15 protein-coding genes are annotated in these 14471 nt (G+C 67.6%); 6 read left to right on the top strand and 9 right to left on the bottom strand.

Features of this window, described 5'->3' with window-relative positions; genetic code table 11:
• Positions 1-175 precede the first annotated feature (175 nt).
• The 3 genes from ACFQGD_RS29470 (at position 176) to ACFQGD_RS29460 (ending at position 2810) form a co-directional block, all read left to right on the top strand.
• A complete protein-coding gene (locus ACFQGD_RS29470) occupies positions 176-1399 on the top strand; it encodes an NADP-dependent isocitrate dehydrogenase (RefSeq protein WP_345404254.1) in 1224 nt (407 codons plus the stop codon).
• A 168-nt stretch (positions 1400-1567) separates the two neighbouring features.
• Positions 1568-1897 (top strand): SH3 domain-containing protein, encoded by a 330-nt coding sequence (locus ACFQGD_RS29465; RefSeq protein WP_345404257.1) that lies wholly within the window; start codon positions 1568-1570, stop codon positions 1895-1897.
• Between the two features lie 106 nt (positions 1898-2003).
• Positions 2004-2810, top strand: a complete 807-nt coding sequence (locus tag ACFQGD_RS29460) for an exodeoxyribonuclease III (protein ID WP_345404260.1) — start codon at positions 2004-2006, stop codon at positions 2808-2810.
• Between the two features lie 142 nt (positions 2811-2952).
• On the opposite strand, the gene ACFQGD_RS29455 is transcribed toward ACFQGD_RS29460, so the two are convergent.
• A complete protein-coding gene (locus ACFQGD_RS29455) occupies positions 2953-4224 on the bottom strand; it encodes a type II toxin-antitoxin system HipA family toxin (RefSeq protein WP_345404263.1) in 1272 nt (423 codons plus the stop codon).
• Positions 4221-4511 (bottom strand): helix-turn-helix transcriptional regulator, encoded by a 291-nt coding sequence (locus ACFQGD_RS29450; protein ID WP_345404266.1) that lies wholly within the window; start codon positions 4509-4511, stop codon positions 4221-4223. The genes ACFQGD_RS29455 and ACFQGD_RS29450 overlap by 4 nt, the downstream gene beginning before the upstream one ends.
• 207 nt (positions 4512-4718) lie before the next feature.
• On the opposite strand from ACFQGD_RS29450, the gene selD reads away from it, so the two are divergent.
• Positions 4719-5786: a selenide, water dikinase SelD gene (selD, locus tag ACFQGD_RS29445; protein WP_345404269.1), complete on the top strand. Its 1068-nt coding sequence runs from the start codon at positions 4719-4721 to the stop codon at positions 5784-5786.
• Between the two features lie 41 nt (positions 5787-5827).
• On the opposite strand, the gene ACFQGD_RS29440 is transcribed toward selD, so the two are convergent.
• From ACFQGD_RS29440 to senA, 5 genes are read right to left on the bottom strand one after another with little or no spacing between them, the layout of a single operon-like run.
• Positions 5828-7561 (bottom strand): PhnE/PtxC family ABC transporter permease, encoded by a 1734-nt coding sequence (locus ACFQGD_RS29440; protein ID WP_345404272.1) that lies wholly within the window; start codon positions 7559-7561, stop codon positions 5828-5830.
• Positions 7558-8322 carry a phosphonate ABC transporter ATP-binding protein gene (locus tag ACFQGD_RS29435; protein ID WP_345404275.1) on the bottom strand — a complete coding sequence of 255 codons (765 nt, stop codon included), beginning with the start codon at positions 8320-8322 and terminating at the stop codon, positions 7558-7560. Before ACFQGD_RS29435 ends, ACFQGD_RS29440 begins: the two co-directional genes overlap by 4 nt.
• Positions 8323-8327: 5 nt before the next feature.
• Entirely contained in the window at positions 8328-9254 is a 927-nt protein-coding gene (locus ACFQGD_RS29430; RefSeq protein WP_345404278.1) for a putative selenate ABC transporter substrate-binding protein, read from the bottom strand.
• A 10-nt stretch (positions 9255-9264) separates the two neighbouring features.
• Entirely contained in the window at positions 9265-10239 is a 975-nt protein-coding gene (gene senB, locus ACFQGD_RS29425; RefSeq protein ID WP_345404281.1) for a selenoneine biosynthesis selenosugar synthase SenB, read from the bottom strand.
• Positions 10236-11519 (bottom strand): selenoneine synthase SenA, encoded by a 1284-nt coding sequence (senA, locus tag ACFQGD_RS29420; protein ID WP_345404287.1) that lies wholly within the window; start codon positions 11517-11519, stop codon positions 10236-10238. Before senA ends, senB begins: the two co-directional genes overlap by 4 nt.
• Before the next feature lie 214 nt (positions 11520-11733).
• Here senA and ACFQGD_RS29415 point away from each other — a divergent pair, with 214 nt between their 5' ends.
• On the top strand, positions 11734-12147 hold the full coding sequence (locus ACFQGD_RS29415; protein ID WP_345404290.1) for a DoxX family protein: 414 nt from the start codon (positions 11734-11736) through the stop codon (positions 12145-12147).
• On the opposite strand, the gene ACFQGD_RS29410 is transcribed toward ACFQGD_RS29415, so the two are convergent.
• Together ACFQGD_RS29410 and ACFQGD_RS29405 are read right to left on the bottom strand one after the other, a co-directional pair.
• Positions 12144-13535 (bottom strand): dihydrolipoyl dehydrogenase family protein, encoded by a 1392-nt coding sequence (locus ACFQGD_RS29410; protein ID WP_345404293.1) that lies wholly within the window; start codon positions 13533-13535, stop codon positions 12144-12146. The two genes, ACFQGD_RS29415 and ACFQGD_RS29410, sit on opposite strands and share 4 nt — an antisense overlap.
• Before the next feature lie 26 nt (positions 13536-13561).
• On the bottom strand, positions 13562-13951 hold the full coding sequence (locus tag ACFQGD_RS29405) for a hypothetical protein (RefSeq protein WP_345404296.1): 390 nt from the start codon (positions 13949-13951) through the stop codon (positions 13562-13564).
• A gap of 251 nt (positions 13952-14202) precedes the next feature.
• Between ACFQGD_RS29405 and ACFQGD_RS29400 the strand changes: the two genes are divergently transcribed.
• Positions 14203-14460, top strand: a complete 258-nt coding sequence (locus ACFQGD_RS29400; RefSeq protein ID WP_345404299.1) for a hypothetical protein — start codon at positions 14203-14205, stop codon at positions 14458-14460.
• Positions 14461-14471: the final 11 nt, after the last annotated feature.

Below are 14471 nucleotides of genomic sequence, written 5' to 3'. Positions count from 1 at the left end.
AAAGACTGAGATTCGTCACGTGGTGCCCCATGGCGGGACATTTACCAGTACGCTTGTCCCGTTAAGCCGCTACCACACACGCGAAGATCCGCGAAGGGCTTGCTCTCCGGGTCCACCCGAACAGTGGGACCCGGGGTAGGCCCGCGACCACACAGTGAAGGAGCACCTGGCGCTCATGTCGAAGATCAAGGTCCAGGGAACCGTCGTAGAACTCGACGGCGACGAGATGACCCGCATCATCTGGCAGTTCATCAAAGACAAGTTGATCCATCCGTACCTGGACATCAACCTTGAGTACTACGACTTGAGCATCGAGGAACGCGACCGCACCGACGACCAGGTCACCGTCGACGCCGCGAACGCCATCGCCAAGCATGGGGCTGGCGTCAAGTGCGCGACGATCACCCCTGACGAGGCGCGAGTAGAAGAGTTCGGTCTCAAGAAGATGTGGCGCAGCCCCAACGGCACCATCCGAAACATTCTCGGTGGTGTCGTTTTTCGTGAGCCGATCATCATCTCGACCATCCCTCGGCTCGTTCCCGGCTGGACCAAGCCGATCATCATCGGCCGTCACGCTCACGGGGACCAGTACAAGGCCACCGACTTCAAGGTGCCCGGTCCCGGCACCGTGACCATCACCTACACCCCGGACGATGGTTCGGAGCCGATGGAGTTCGAGGTCGCCCGCTATCCGGAGGGCGGCGGCGTCGCGATGGGTATGTACAACTACCGCAAGTCCATCGAGGACTTCGCGCGGGCATCGCTGCAGTACGGCCTCGATCGGGGCATGCCGGTCTACATGTCGACGAAGAACACCATCCTCAAGGCCTACGACGGCATGTTCAAGGACGTCTTCGCCGAGATTTATGAGAAGGAGTTCAAGGCGGACTTCGACGCCAAGGGCCTGACCTACGAACATCGTCTGATCGACGACATGGTCGCCGCCTCGCTGAAGTGGGAAGGCGGCTACGTCTGGGCGTGCAAGAACTACGACGGCGACGTGCAGTCCGACACGGTGGCGCAGGGCTTTGGCTCGCTCGGTCTCATGACGTCGGTGCTGCGGACGCCGGACGGCAGGATCGTCGAGGCCGAGGCGGCGCACGGCACCGTGACCAGGCACTACCGGCAGCACCAGCAGGGCAAGCCGACGTCGACCAACCCGATCGCGTCGATCTTCGCGTGGACGCGGGGCATCGAGCACCGGGGCAAGCTGGACGGCACGCCCGAGGTCGTCGACTTCGCCCACAAGCTGGAGCAGGTCGTCGTGGAGACGGTCGAGAGCGGCAAAATGACCAAGGACCTCGCGCTGCTGGTCGGCAAGGACTCGGCGTACCAGACCACCGAGGAATTCCTGAACACGCTGGACGAGAATCTGCAGAAGAAGATGGCGCAGGGCTGAGCTCAGCGCGCGGCGTACTCGGGCCGGTTGTCCCGGGTGCGCCGCCTTCCGACACCCGTGAGTGGCACTCCGACCGGGTGGAGGTTATGGCTTCGTGTCCCACCGAGGGCGCGATAGTTGCTATACCTGGACTGCGTCATCAGTCGCAGCGGGTCGCGAGGAGCACGGGTGTTACTGGGCATACCGAAGCGCACATTGATCATTACCGCCGTGCTGGCAGGCGTTCTCTTCATCTACATCCTTGGTGATGAGCGCGGCGGCGTCGGCGACATCGACGTCGGAGGCTCGGCGGAGTCGGGATGCCAGTTCACCGTGACGGCGGATGTGCTCAACGTGCGTAGCGGCCCGTCAACGGACGCCGACGTCGTCGACAAGGTCACACGAGATGAGACCGTCGCCGCCAGCTCCACGGTGCGGAAGGGTTTCCGCAAGCTCGGCGACGAGCGGTGGGTGGCGAAGGAGTTCCTGACGCCGTTGCCGGACGCAACCTGCGGGTAGGCGGCGCGCGTTCCGGTTGTTGCTCAGCTGGCCGCACCGTGCCCTCGGTCGTCAGGGTCGGTAGCTCCCGCGCGTCGTGTCGGTGGTCGCCGGTAGGGTCTGCGGCGTGCTTACCGTGTCGACCGTGAACGTCAACGGCCTGCGTGCTGCCGCCAAAAAGGGCTATGTCGAGTGGCTGGCCGCCGCCGAGGCCGATGTCGTCTGCCTGCAAGAAGTGCGTGCCGAGCGCGAGCAGCTCCCGGATCACGTCGTCGCCCCTGACGGCTGGCATGCCGCGTTCGCGCCCGCTGCCGACAAGGGCAGGGCCGGTGTCGGCGTGCTGTCGCGGGCGGAGCCGACGTCGGTGCGGGTCGGCTTTGGTGACCCGGAGTTCGACACCTCGGGCCGCTACCTGGAGTGCGAGTACGACTCGCTGATCGCGGCGAGTGTGTACCTGCCGAGCGGGGAGGTCGGTACGCCGCGTCAGGCGGAGAAGGAGCGCTTCATGGGGGCGTTCCTGCTGCACCTGACGCGGTTGCGCCAGCGCGCGGAGGCGGCGGGCAAGGAAGTCGTTGTCGCCGGTGACTACAACATCGCGCACACCGAGGCCGACCTGAAGAACTGGAAGGGCAACCAGACCAACTCCGGCTTCCTGCCCGAGGAGCGGGAGTGGTTCTCGCGGTTGCTGGATGGCGCTGGCTACGTCGACGTCCAGCGGTCGTTGCAGCCGGAGGGGCCCGGCCCGTACTCGTGGTGGTCGTACCGAGGCAAGGCGTTCGACAACGACGCCGGATGGCGCATCGACTACGTGCTCGCCTCGCCTGGCCTCGCGGCGAAGGCCGTCGAGGCGCGGGTGGAACGCGCGCCGAGCTATGACAAGCGCTGGTCCGACCACGCCCCGGTGACGGCAGTGTTCGACTGGCCTTGGCTGTAGGGGCGGCTTCGGCCGCGCGGCTCTGGCTGCGGCCCGGTTCTCCCGACTTCGCCAGGGATATTGCGCGATTTCGGCCGGATTCGTTGCCGTTTGTCGCTTTCTCGACGCAATTTGCCTGGCGAAGTCACGCCGCGCTGCTCGTTTATGAGCGCGTGACGCGCTTGAGCCACGCCTCGGTGTTGGTGAGGAGGCGAGCCACCGCCGGGCTGTCGTACCTGGCGATGTCGTCGGACTTGGCGGCACCGGCCATCGCATCAAGCAGGTCGTCGGACTGACGCGTGATCTCGTCCCGGAGCCAGTCCGAGTCCACGTGCAACCTCGTCGCGAACCGCGCCCAATCGTCTACCGAGGCCGCTGCTGCGTGGAAACTGCCGTTCACGGCCATGGACAGATCGTTGCCAGCTCCGTCGGAGTAGGCGAGGTGAGAGTTGAGGTCGTACAACGGGGCGAGCCGGATGTCCTCGCCGTTCAGCAGGAGTGAGTAGTTGCGTGCGTGACCGTCGGTGCCGCATGTGAGCCAGTTGAAGACCAACGCCTGCGCGAAGCGGCGCGTGTCATCCTCCGGCTTGCTGCTTGTCCGTTGGATCAACTCGGCGATGGTGACCGCACCCGGGCCGCCCTGGCTCTCGTACTTGCGGTCCGGCCACACGCCCAGCGCCTGGCACATGTCTTCCTGATGCACGCGCTGCCATTTCCCGTTTGACCGCTGGATCCGGTCGTAGCGCGTGACCACGATGCCTCGCTCGTCATCGAACTCCTCGATGGCACAGTGTGCGGCACGCAGCCCGAGACCGGTGGCGGTTCGCAGTGTTACCGCCTCGACGAGATCTTGGTCGGTCATGCCGGGGATCGACGGCTTGACGATGTGGGTCGACGGAACGGCGCCGGACGGATCGCTCCAGCCTCGGCCGGAGCGATGCAGGGCGATCTTCGCTTGGGCACCTGCCAGGGAGAACTTGCCGCTCATGCCCTCCTTCATGGAGACCGGCAGATCGGCCTTAGCTCGCCGGAGCATCTCGGCCACCTCGACAGAGTGGAGATCGTCAAGGTCGCCGGGCCCATCGAGAACGGCCTGAAGGCGATCGGGCCGCACGAACTGTGCGGCGCCTGCGACGTCCTCGCCGACGTGCCGAAGCAGAGAGAACGGGCTGATGTCGTCGGCGATCCCGAACCGACGGCGCCACTGACGCAGCATCTCCGGCCGATCGGGAAGCAGTCCCTGCAACCACGGCGCCAGCACGGCTTCGCGGTACCTGCCCGACGGGCCCGGCATTGACACGGAGAGGGGAGTGAATCGTCCTGCGCTCGGGGTTTCGTAGCGCAGGCGCATCTTTCGCTTTCCTGAGCGCTGGACGTCGCCAATTACGCGGCCGTTCATGGCGACGTGCAGGAGGTGTTCTGTCGCGCCGTTCATGCGTCGACGCCGTCGATCAGCGCATCCAGGTCGACGGGCTCCTCTTCGTCGACCGGTGCGGGCGGTGCGGGGCGCGACAGCGTCACCGAGACGTCTAGCGCGGCGACGATTCTCATGACCATGTCGAGCGGAGCCGACGGTTTCTCGCCCATTTCGAAAGTGCTGAGCCACTGGCGTCCGACGTCGGCTAGTTGCGCCAGCGCGGACTGCGTGATGCCTTCGGCTGCCCGGATTTCGCGGAGGGCGGGGCCCAGGTCGTCGGGGCGCGTCACATGGATTGTCGCCATATGACGACAATAGCATTTGTCGTCATATGGCGACAGCCTCCGCGGCTGCTGCGGGGCGACAGACCGTGCAACATATTTGTCCGACCCTGGGGTGTTGTGACCGCACCGAAGGCAGCACTGTCCGGGAGCGGACAATTGTGCTGCGCGGTGTGTGCCGAGCATGATTGGCTAGCCCGGGTTGATCGCTGTCTGGCAGGGAGTGTGTGCATGAGTGCGTCCGTGGAACCGGTTGCGAAGCTGACGTCGCTGTCCCAAGGCGCGGGCTGCGCGTGCAAGCTGCCGTTGTCCAAACTGGAGTCGTTGTTCTCCACGTTCGGCACCAACCTGGGAACGGCCACGGGCGACCTGCTCGTCGGCGCGCTGGAAGGCGACGACGCCGCCGTCTATCGACTCGACGACGAGCGCGCCATCATCCTGACCACCGACTTCTTCACGCCGATCGTGGACGACGCGCGCGACTGGGGACGGATCGCCGCCGCGAACGCGCTGTCCGACGTCTACGCGATGGGTGGCACGCCGCTGATCGCGGTCAATCTGACAGCGTGGCCCGCCAACGACTTGCCGATGGAGCTGCTTGGCGACGTCCTCGGCGGCGGCTCGTCAATCGCGGACGAGGCGGGCTGCCTCGTCGTCGGGGGGCACACCATCGACGACCCGATCCCCAAGTACGGCATGGCCGTTGTCGGCATGGCGCATCCCGACAAGTTGTTCCAGATCGACCAGCTCGCCGCGGGACAGACGCTGGTGCTGTCCAAGGCGCTCGGCACCGGCGTGATCTCGACATCGATCAAGGCTGGTGGCGCGGAGGACTCGTGGATCGAGGGCGCGGTTGGCTCGATGACCACCCTCAACGCGGAGGCGGCCGCGATCGCGCGCGAGCACGGCGTGCGGGCCGCGACCGACGTCACCGGCTTCGGACTGCTCGGCCACCTGCACCGCATGGTGCGGGCGAGCGGACTCGCCGCCGAGATCGACGCCGCGTCGGTGCCGGTACTGCCTGGCGCGCGCGACGCCATCGCGGCGGGCTTTGTGCCCGGCGGTACGAAGTCCAACACCGAGCACCTCGCGCCGTACGTGCGCGTGGAGGACGGCGTGCCGGAGGACACCGCCGTGCTGCTGCACGACGCGCAGACGTCCGGCGGCATGCTGTTCGCGATACCGGACGGCGTGGACGTCGACGCGGTGGTCAAGTCGCTACGTGCCAAGGACCTGCCCGCGGCGGCCGTGGGCCGCGTCGTCGAGGGTGAAGCAGGCCAGGTCAGCGTCAAGGTCTGACGTCGCGGGGAACACGGCGTCCGGAGCGGGGGACACGGCCCCTAACGCACGCTGCGGCGAATCGCCGCACTCGTGAAGTCGACCGCTAGCGTCAGCAGGATCAGTGTGGCCAGCGTCGTCAGCGCACCCGCGTAGTTGAAGCTGCCGATCTGGTGGTCCAGCAGCAGGCCAAGCCCGCCCGCACCGACGACGCCGACCACGACGGTCTCCCGGATGGTGACCTCCCACCGGTACAGCCCGTACGCGACGAAGCGCGGCGCGGCGGCCGGGATCACGCCGTAGCAGAACACTTGCGACGCGGACGCACCCGTGGCGCGAATCGCCCGCAGCGGGCGAGCATCCAGGTTGTCCACGGACTCCGCCATGAGCCGTCCGAGCACGCCGGTGGTGTAGACGGCCAGCGCGATCGCACCGGGCAGGATGCCGGGATACATCACGAACAGCAGAAGCAACGCCCACACCGGTGGCGGGATCGCCCGCAGCACCACCAACACGAACCGGCTGCCCAGCATCGCCGTCTTCCGCGCGACTCGCGCCAGCACCCCACGTTCGATGTGGTCGCGGCCGTGCGCGGGGGTGGACGCGGGTATCGCGAACAGCGCGCCGAGGGCGAAGGCGATGGTGATCGCCACGATCGACATCGCCAGTGTCACCCCAGCGAGCATGATCAGCCCGCCGACACCGGTGTCACCGACGCTGGGTGGCCACGCCTCGCTGAGCAGCTGGATGCCGAACTCCCATGCCTTGCCGCTCCACAGCACAGCGATGTCCAGCCCGACCCACCAGACGGACAACGCGATCAGCACGGCACCGAACACCAACGACGCCGTCAGCAGCGGGTCGCGCCGGACACCACCGCCGTCACGGCTGCGACGACGACCACGCGCCCGCGCCGAGCGCACGAGCGAGCTCCAGTAGTCCGCCGCGACACTGAGCAGGATCAGCGCGAACAGGAGCGTCCAAATCTCCTGGTACCGCAACGTCTGAAAGCTCAGAGCGAGTTGGAATCCCAGCCCTCCCGCGCCGACGAGACCGAGGATCGCCGCGCTGCGGATGGCGCATTCGAACCGGTAGAAGCCGTAGGAGAGCAGGTCGGGCAGCGCGGGCGGCAGCAGCCCGTACAGCACGGCGGATCGCTTGGACGCTCCGGCCGCCAGCAGCGCGCTGTAGGGTTTGCGGCCGGTCTCGTCCAGTAGTTCGGAGAACACCTTGGCGGTGACCGCGCCGAAGGGTATGCCGATCGCCAGCACCGCCACGATCGGGTCGATACCGAACACGACAAGGAAGAACAGGCCCCACACGACCTCGTGAATGCCACGCGGCACCACGAGTACTGCCCTGGCGAAACCCCACCCGGCCAACCTGCGGCCGCGCCGGGCGCGCACCCCGGACTCCCACCAGGCCTGTGAGCTGAGCACTCCGCCGATCAGGCCGATCACCAGGCTGAGCGCCGTGCCGAGCACGGCATAAGCGAGCGTGGTGAGCATCGCCGTCCCGGTCAAGGCGAGGAACTCCGTGTCCAGCCGGGGCGAGGCTGCCGCCGCGAAGAAGTCGAGCAGTGACCCGGCGCCCTCGGACTTGATCACCTGCTCTCGGCCGATGCCCGCGGCGACCGCCGAGACGACGATGGCCGCGACGATCAGCAGCGCCCAGCCACGCCGTCGGCGGGACCGCACGGCCGCGCCACTGCCGCGTTCCGGGGCCGGTGGCGGTGTCGTCGTGCCCGACGATGAGCCGGGCGACTCCGCCGCTTCCCACCGACACGTCGTCGTCATCGCGGGTCCGTGGCGCGTTCGAACGCGTACAGCGCGTCGACCTCGTCATCGGTCAGGTCGGCGCGTTTCTTGTCGAAGGCGATCTGCCCGGCGCGCAACCCGACCACTCGCTCGAAGCTACCCAGCGCCATTTCGACGTCGTGCAGGCAGGCAAGGAGCGTTACGCCCGCCTCGGCGGACAGTTCGAGCAGCAGGCTCATGATCTCGCGGCCGCGCGCGGGGTCGATGCTGGCGACCGGCTCATCGGCCAGGATCATCACGGGGTCCTGCACCAGCACCCGCGCGATCGCCACCCGCTGCTGCTCACCGCCGGAGAGATCTCCGGTGCGGTGGTGCAGCTTGTCGCCGATGCCGACCCGGTCGAGCGCGGCCCGCACCCGCTGGACGTCTCGGGGCAGCAGCAGCGACAACGCCGCCTTCCAGAACGGCCAACTGCCGAGCCTGCCCGCGTTGACGTTGTGCACCGTGCGCAGTTGCTCGACCAAGTCGAATCGCTGGTGGATGGTGCCGATGCGGTGCTGCGACCGCCTGATCTCCCGTGCCGGGGCGCGCCGATAGTCGCAGCCGAGCGCCGTCACCTCCCCGCTTGTCGCGGCGACCGTACCGTTGAGCACACCGATCAGCGTGCTTTTGCCCGCCCCGCTCGGGCCGATAATCGCGACTCGCTCGCCAGGGTGGACGGTGAGATCGACTCCGGCGAGCGCGGTGTTCTTGCCGTAGCTGACGCCGACGTCGTTGAGCGCGAAGATCGGGCTGCTCATGGCGGTCAGTTCAGCAGCCCTAGGCGCTGCGCGACCTGCTCGATCTGGGCGTAGTTGCCCGGCGCGGTGTCGACGAAGCTGCCGGCCTGGAACATGTCGAGAATCTTCTTCTCGGTGGCGTCGCTGCCGTCGAGATCGAGCAGCGCCTGCTTGATCTTGTCCGTCGTGCCTTCGCCGAGCTGGTCGTCGATGTCGGGCCGCGCCACCCAGTGGTAGTCGTGGTACGGCGGGGTGCGGAAAACCTCGCGCACCTTGCTGGTGTCGATCTTGTCGGCCTTCACCAGCTCATCCCACACCGAGGAGTTCAGCGCGCCCGTCTGGTACGTGCCAGCCTCGACCAGCTTCGCTGTCTTGTCGTGCGAGCCTGAGTAGCCGGGGTTGCCGGAGAAGTCGTCCACGCTCATCCCCGCCTCGGACAGGAAGTGCTGCGGCATGAGCCTGCCCGAGGTCGACGTGTCGCTGCCGAACGTGAATGAGTGGCCCGCCAGCTCCTTCAGCCCGTCGAGGTCATCGAACGGCTCGATCCCGGTCTTGGTGTTGGCGATGAAGACGCTGCGGAAGTCGGCGTCGATGTCGCGCTGCGCCAGCGGAATCGCGCCGGACACCTGCGTACGTGCCTGCACGCCGGTCAGCCCGCCGAAGAACACCAGTTGCAGGTCGCCGCGCCGGAACGCGGTGACCGACGCGGTGTAGTCGGTGACCGGCACGTACTTGACGTCGACGCCGACCTTCTCCTTCAGGTAGTCCGCCAGCGTGCCGTACCTGCGCTGCAGTTCCTGCGGATCCTGGTCGGGGATGGCGCCGACCGACAGCACCTGCTCGTCTTGTGATCCCGATGAGCCTCGGGGGTCTCCCGGCGACTGGCCGCAGGCAGCGAGCAGCAGCATGCCGATCGCGGTCAGGGCGATGGACCGAAAGGGGACACGGGGCATGGAATCTCCTTCAGCTAGCAACCGGTCGGGGCACTGGAAGGGACAACTGGGTGAGCACGTCGGACCAGGCGGCCCGCTCCTTGTGTGGGGCAACCAGGTCGTGCAGGCGTTCGCACTCCGAGCGGAGCCGCTGGTAGTAGCCGTTCAGGTCGATCTCGGCGGCGTGCAGCGCCTCCGCGAGCGCCTCGGTGTCGCCGACGGGGAAGTACCCCGGATAGTCGTCGCCGAGCAGCCCGCGTGAGCCGGGGATGTCCGACGACAGCACCGGGACGCCTGCCGCGATCGCCTCAGAGACGACGTTGGCGCCACCCTCGTCGTGCGAGGTCAGCACCAATAGCTTGCTACGAGCCAGCAGCCGTAGCGCCTCGCCTCGAGGCTGTTCGCCGAGCCAGCGGTAGCGCGGGTTGCGTGTGGACTCCTCTCGCGCCAGCCTGGCGAGGTCGTCCTGTAACGGCGCGCCCGCGTGGCTGACGATGAGCCGCGACTCCGCGGGTAGGAGCCGGCTGGCCTCGGCGGTCCGCAGCGGGTCCTTCACGTCGCGCAGGTGCGCGAGCACCGCGACTTCGAAGACGTCGTGGCGCGGGGCTTCGTCGGGAATGTCGGGCATGGACTGCACGATCACCGTGGTGCGGGCACGCTGCTCGGTGTCAAGCTGGGCGAGTGCCTGCGGTTGCAGCACGATGATGCGATTGGCGAGCGCCAGGATGTCCTGCTCGACACCGCTGGTGACGAGGTCCGGGTAGAGGTCGGTCCCGGTCAGGGCGAGCACGATTGGCGCGCCAGGGTGCTTTGCGTGGAACGTGCGGATGGCGTTGGCGCTCTTCCGGGCGTGCAGCGCGATCAGCGCGGCGTACTCGCCCGGCTCGTAGCCGTTCGTCACCCGCACGTCACAGCCGAGTTCGCGCAGGATCGACTGCCAGCGCCGCGCCGTGACATCGTTGCCGTGCACCGAGGCAGGCGCCGCCGGAGTGACCAGCAGGATCATCGCGCGCACGTCCGGAAACCGGCGATCACGTCCTGTCGTTCGTGGGTGAAGTAGTTGCGCATGGTGTTGCGCAGGTAGCGGCCGCGCGTCGCCCATGCGCCGCCCCGCAAGACCTTGCGCTCGCCGAAGAACTGCTGGGAGTTCTCGCCGTAGGCGTCGCGCTCGAAGTTCGGGTAACCGTAGAAGTCGGTGGCCGTCCACTCCCAGACGTTGCCGATCAGGTGCCGGACGCCTTCCTGGGTTTCGCCAGCGGCGCAGACGCCGACCGGCACGGTGCCCTTGCCCAGCCAATCGGTCGCCGCCTGGTGCGGTTTGGGCGGCTCGTCACCCCACGGGTAGGTGGGCTTGTGCCGCGCGCCGGAGCACGCCGCGAACTCCCACTCCGCCTCTGTCGGCAGGCGACGTCCCGCCCAGCGGGCGAAGGCGTCCGCCTCCCACCAGCAGACGAAGTGGACAGGGTGGTCCGGTTCCAGCGGCACCCAGGTGTCGAAGTGCCGCCGTTGCCAGCCGCCGTCCTCGCCGCGCCGCCAGTACAGCGGGTGCCGCGCGCCGGTCTCGGCCAGCCACTGCCCGTTGTCGGCCCACAGGTGCGGCGTGGTGTAGCCACCGTCCTCGACGAAGTCGGCGAACTCACCCTGCGTCACCGGCACCTTGGCCATGGCGAACGGCTCGACGTCGACAGGGTGCGCCCACTTCTCGTTGTCGTAGACGAATGGGTCGCCCATCATTCCGCCGAGCAGGAACCGGCCGCCGTTGAGCTGGACGTCGCCAGCCCAGTCATCGTCGGCGACGCCGAAGTCCACATCGGTGTCGGTCAAACCGGACAGCGGCGGCAGCGGCAGACCGAGCGTCTGCCTGGTGTAGGTAAGCGCCTCGGAGTGGGTGTCGTGATGGTGCACGGTGTAACGCGCGAAGTGCCGCGCGACGTCCGAGGTGTCGCTGTCGGTGACGACGTCCGCGACCCGCTGCCCCACGGTGCGGACGTAGTCGACGGTGTCCTCCCTGGACGGCAGTCGCAGCCGCCAGCGGGTGTCGTGCGGGATCGCGCCCGAGTCATAGATCGCGTCGCCGAAAGGCAGGATCGGGTCGTGCCCGCAAGCTCGGCGCAGCACGAACAGCTCCTGAAACCAGGCGATATGCCCGATCTCCCAGAGCAACGGATTGATCGTCGGTAACAGGGGTGCGACGAGTTGGTCATCGGTCAGGTCCGCTACATGTGCCAGCACTCGCTCGACGCCGTCCAAAGCCCACGTCGCGAGTTCCTCCGCCGTGATGTCCACGGAGGGCAGAATAAGCCGCCCCACCGACACTTCGCCGCCGGTTTGTCCGCGTGCGGACAGTGTTCGTGACTCGTCCACCACACCCCGGCGCCGCCGCCGATCAGCGGAGCACCGGCGCACCGTTTGGGTCCATCAAGTTGCGTTTGTCCAGGTCTCGGCCACCATGGAAGCAGCGATCTCCGTCGCTACGAACCTTCCTGATCGGAGGTAAACGATGGATGTGGTCATCCTTATCGGACGGATACTCTTCTCGGCGCTATTCCTCGGCTCGGCTGTGGGACATCTGACGCAGACGGCGGGCATGGCCGAGTACGCCAAGTCACGCGGAGTCCCCGCCGCGTCCGCCGCGGTCATCGGCAGCGGCATCCTGATGATCCTCGGCGGTCTGAGCGTGCTGCTCGGTGTATGGGCCGACCTCGGCGCCCTGCTCCTCGTGGTGTTCCTCGTGCCGACGGCGGTGTTGATGCACGCCTTCTGGAGCGAGACCGATGCCCAGTCGAAACAGATGGAGCAGATTCAGTTCATGAAGGACATGGCGCTCGCGGGCGCCGCTCTGATGGTGTTCGCGTTCGTCGCGGGCACCGAGGATCTGGGTCTGATGATCACGGATCCGCTGTTCTCGTTCTAGTGCTGCCCGCCCGCCTCGGGCATCCGCGCGGGGCGGGCGGTACGGCCACCGAACTCGCCGAAGAACTGTGCCGCCGCCTGTTGAACCGCGATCGACCATGTGGGGTAGGCGTGCACGGCTTGGGCGAGCCGCCCAGTGAACATCCCGCTGGTCATGGCGAGCGTTGGCTCGGCGATCAGCTCACCGGCGCGCTCACCGACGACGGTCGCACCAAGCAATCTGCCGCCTCCCGTGTTGCCAAGGAGGCGTCGTGGGCCCGCGATGAGCTTGACGAACCCGGACGTCGCGTTCGCTGTGACGGCCCGGTCCACCTCGCTCATCGGAAGATATGCCACTCGCACCCGCGCGGCGGTGACCTCGTGCTCGGCGATGCCGACGGTGGCGATCTCCGGGTCGGTGAACACCACGCTGGGGATCGGCGCGTCCCACGATGGACGTCGCCAGCGTCGCACCGCTGCTCCCGCCGCGATCCGGCCCATGGCGTAGGCGGCGTGCGTCAACTCCGCCCGTCCGGTGACGTCACCTGCCGCGAACACCCCGGGAGCCGTCGTCGCCATGTGATCGTCGGTGCGGATCTCACCGCGTTCGCCGGTCGCGATGCCCGCCGCGGCGAGGTCGAGCCCTGCCGTCGCCGGCTGGCGGCCCGCGGCGACGAGCAGCCGTTGTGCCGTGACGGTGCGCTCGCCCGCCCGCAGTGCGACGCCTGAGTCATCGCCGCGAACCGATTCGACGGTCGCGCCAGTGGTCACGTCGATGCCTTCGGCGCGGAAGACGTCGGTGAGCAGCGCGGATGCCTCCCGGTCGATACCAGGTAGCAGCCGATCGGCTGCTTCTATCAGCGTGACCCGGACACCGAGCCGTGCGAACGCTTGCGCCAACTCGGAACCGACCGCGCCGCCGCCGAGCACCGCGAGTGAGTCCAGCGGCTCCGTCAGATCGAAGACGGTGTCCGTTGTCAGCGTGGGGACGTCCGTTAGCCCGGGGATCGGCGGGAGCAGCGGGGTGGCGCCGGTGGCGACGATGACTCTCGGCGCGCTGAGCCGTTGGCCATCGGCGCCTTCGGCGGTATCCACGTCGAGCGTTGTGCGTCCGATGAAGCGCGCTCTGCCTCGGAGGATGTCGATGCCCTCTGAGCGCAGGACGTTCTCGTCCTCGGTGGCCGCGATGGCCGCGACGGCCTCGCGTACTCGCGCCATCGCCTTGTCGAACGGCAGGCCGTCAGCGGCGGCTTCGATTAGCGTTTTCGAGGGCACGCAGCCGGTGAATGTGCAGTCCCCGCCTGGCGGCCCGTCGGTGACCAGCAGCGTCCGCATACCGGCCGCCGTCGCACCACGAGCGGCGGCGAGTCCCGCCGCGCCGCCACCGAGCACGATCGCGTCGTAGTCCATGGAGTGTGCGTCCGTATTGTCGCCGGTTATGCGAAGGTCCCCAGCCATGTTGTGACGCCATAAAGCAGCGCGTATGTCGCCACGGCGATGACGAGCACGCCGACGAGCCGGACGCGCCATCGCTTCACGCCCGCGATGCTGCACTGGTCGCGTCTGCGGAGGTTCCACCACACCAGGAGCACCAGCACCGCGAGCCCGGCGAGCCGGAACCACCAGGCGTAGTCGTCGTAGAGGGTTGTCGCCCACGCGAACGCCGTGCCAGCGCTAACGACGCCGAGCAGGGCCAACGCCGTCGGGCCAACGCAGCAGAGAATGCCGACGAGCCCGCCGGTGATGCCCATACGCCACATCGGCAGCCGGTCGCGCACGCGTTGCCGTCCGGTCGTGTCGTTCGTTCGATCGCTCGCTGTCGTCACAGTGTCGTCCTGTTCATTGTGCGGACCCGCGGTGGACCGCGCCACGCACGTCCCGCCGTACACGGTGTCATCACAGCACCACTGCCGCGGTCGCGCTCATTGATTGTCAGCGGACTGACAAGACGACTCTGCGACCGCCTTGCCGCTGGGTTCATTAGACAAACTTAATGAACTGTTGTTTGAACTTGTGGAGCCTGGATGGTCGAATGAGTCCCTACTCGTCGGTACCGACGTCGTGGAGGGAGCGCGCGATGCGATTGACGGTAGCGATCACCCTGGTGATCGTGGCGATGCTGGTCGGCAATGCCCTGTTCCTCGTGGCCGCGGTTATCGGTGCGGCCGCGCTCGTGGTTGCTGGCCCCGCGCAGTGGGCGCGCTTTCGTGCGGCGCTGCATGCCCCCGGTGCGGGACAATCCCCCACGGGCGCGCTGCCGCCCGATGATGACCCGGACTTCCTGCGCTGGCTCACTGAGCGGAATCAGCGACAGCGTGGAGACGACGTCACCTGAGGAGTGTCAGC

Source organism: Haloechinothrix salitolerans (genome assembly GCF_042662605.1).
In the GTDB taxonomy this organism is placed as follows: domain Bacteria; phylum Actinomycetota; class Actinomycetes; order Mycobacteriales; family Pseudonocardiaceae; genus Haloechinothrix_A; species Haloechinothrix_A salitolerans.
This window is presented reverse-complemented; position numbering and strand designations above follow the sequence as displayed.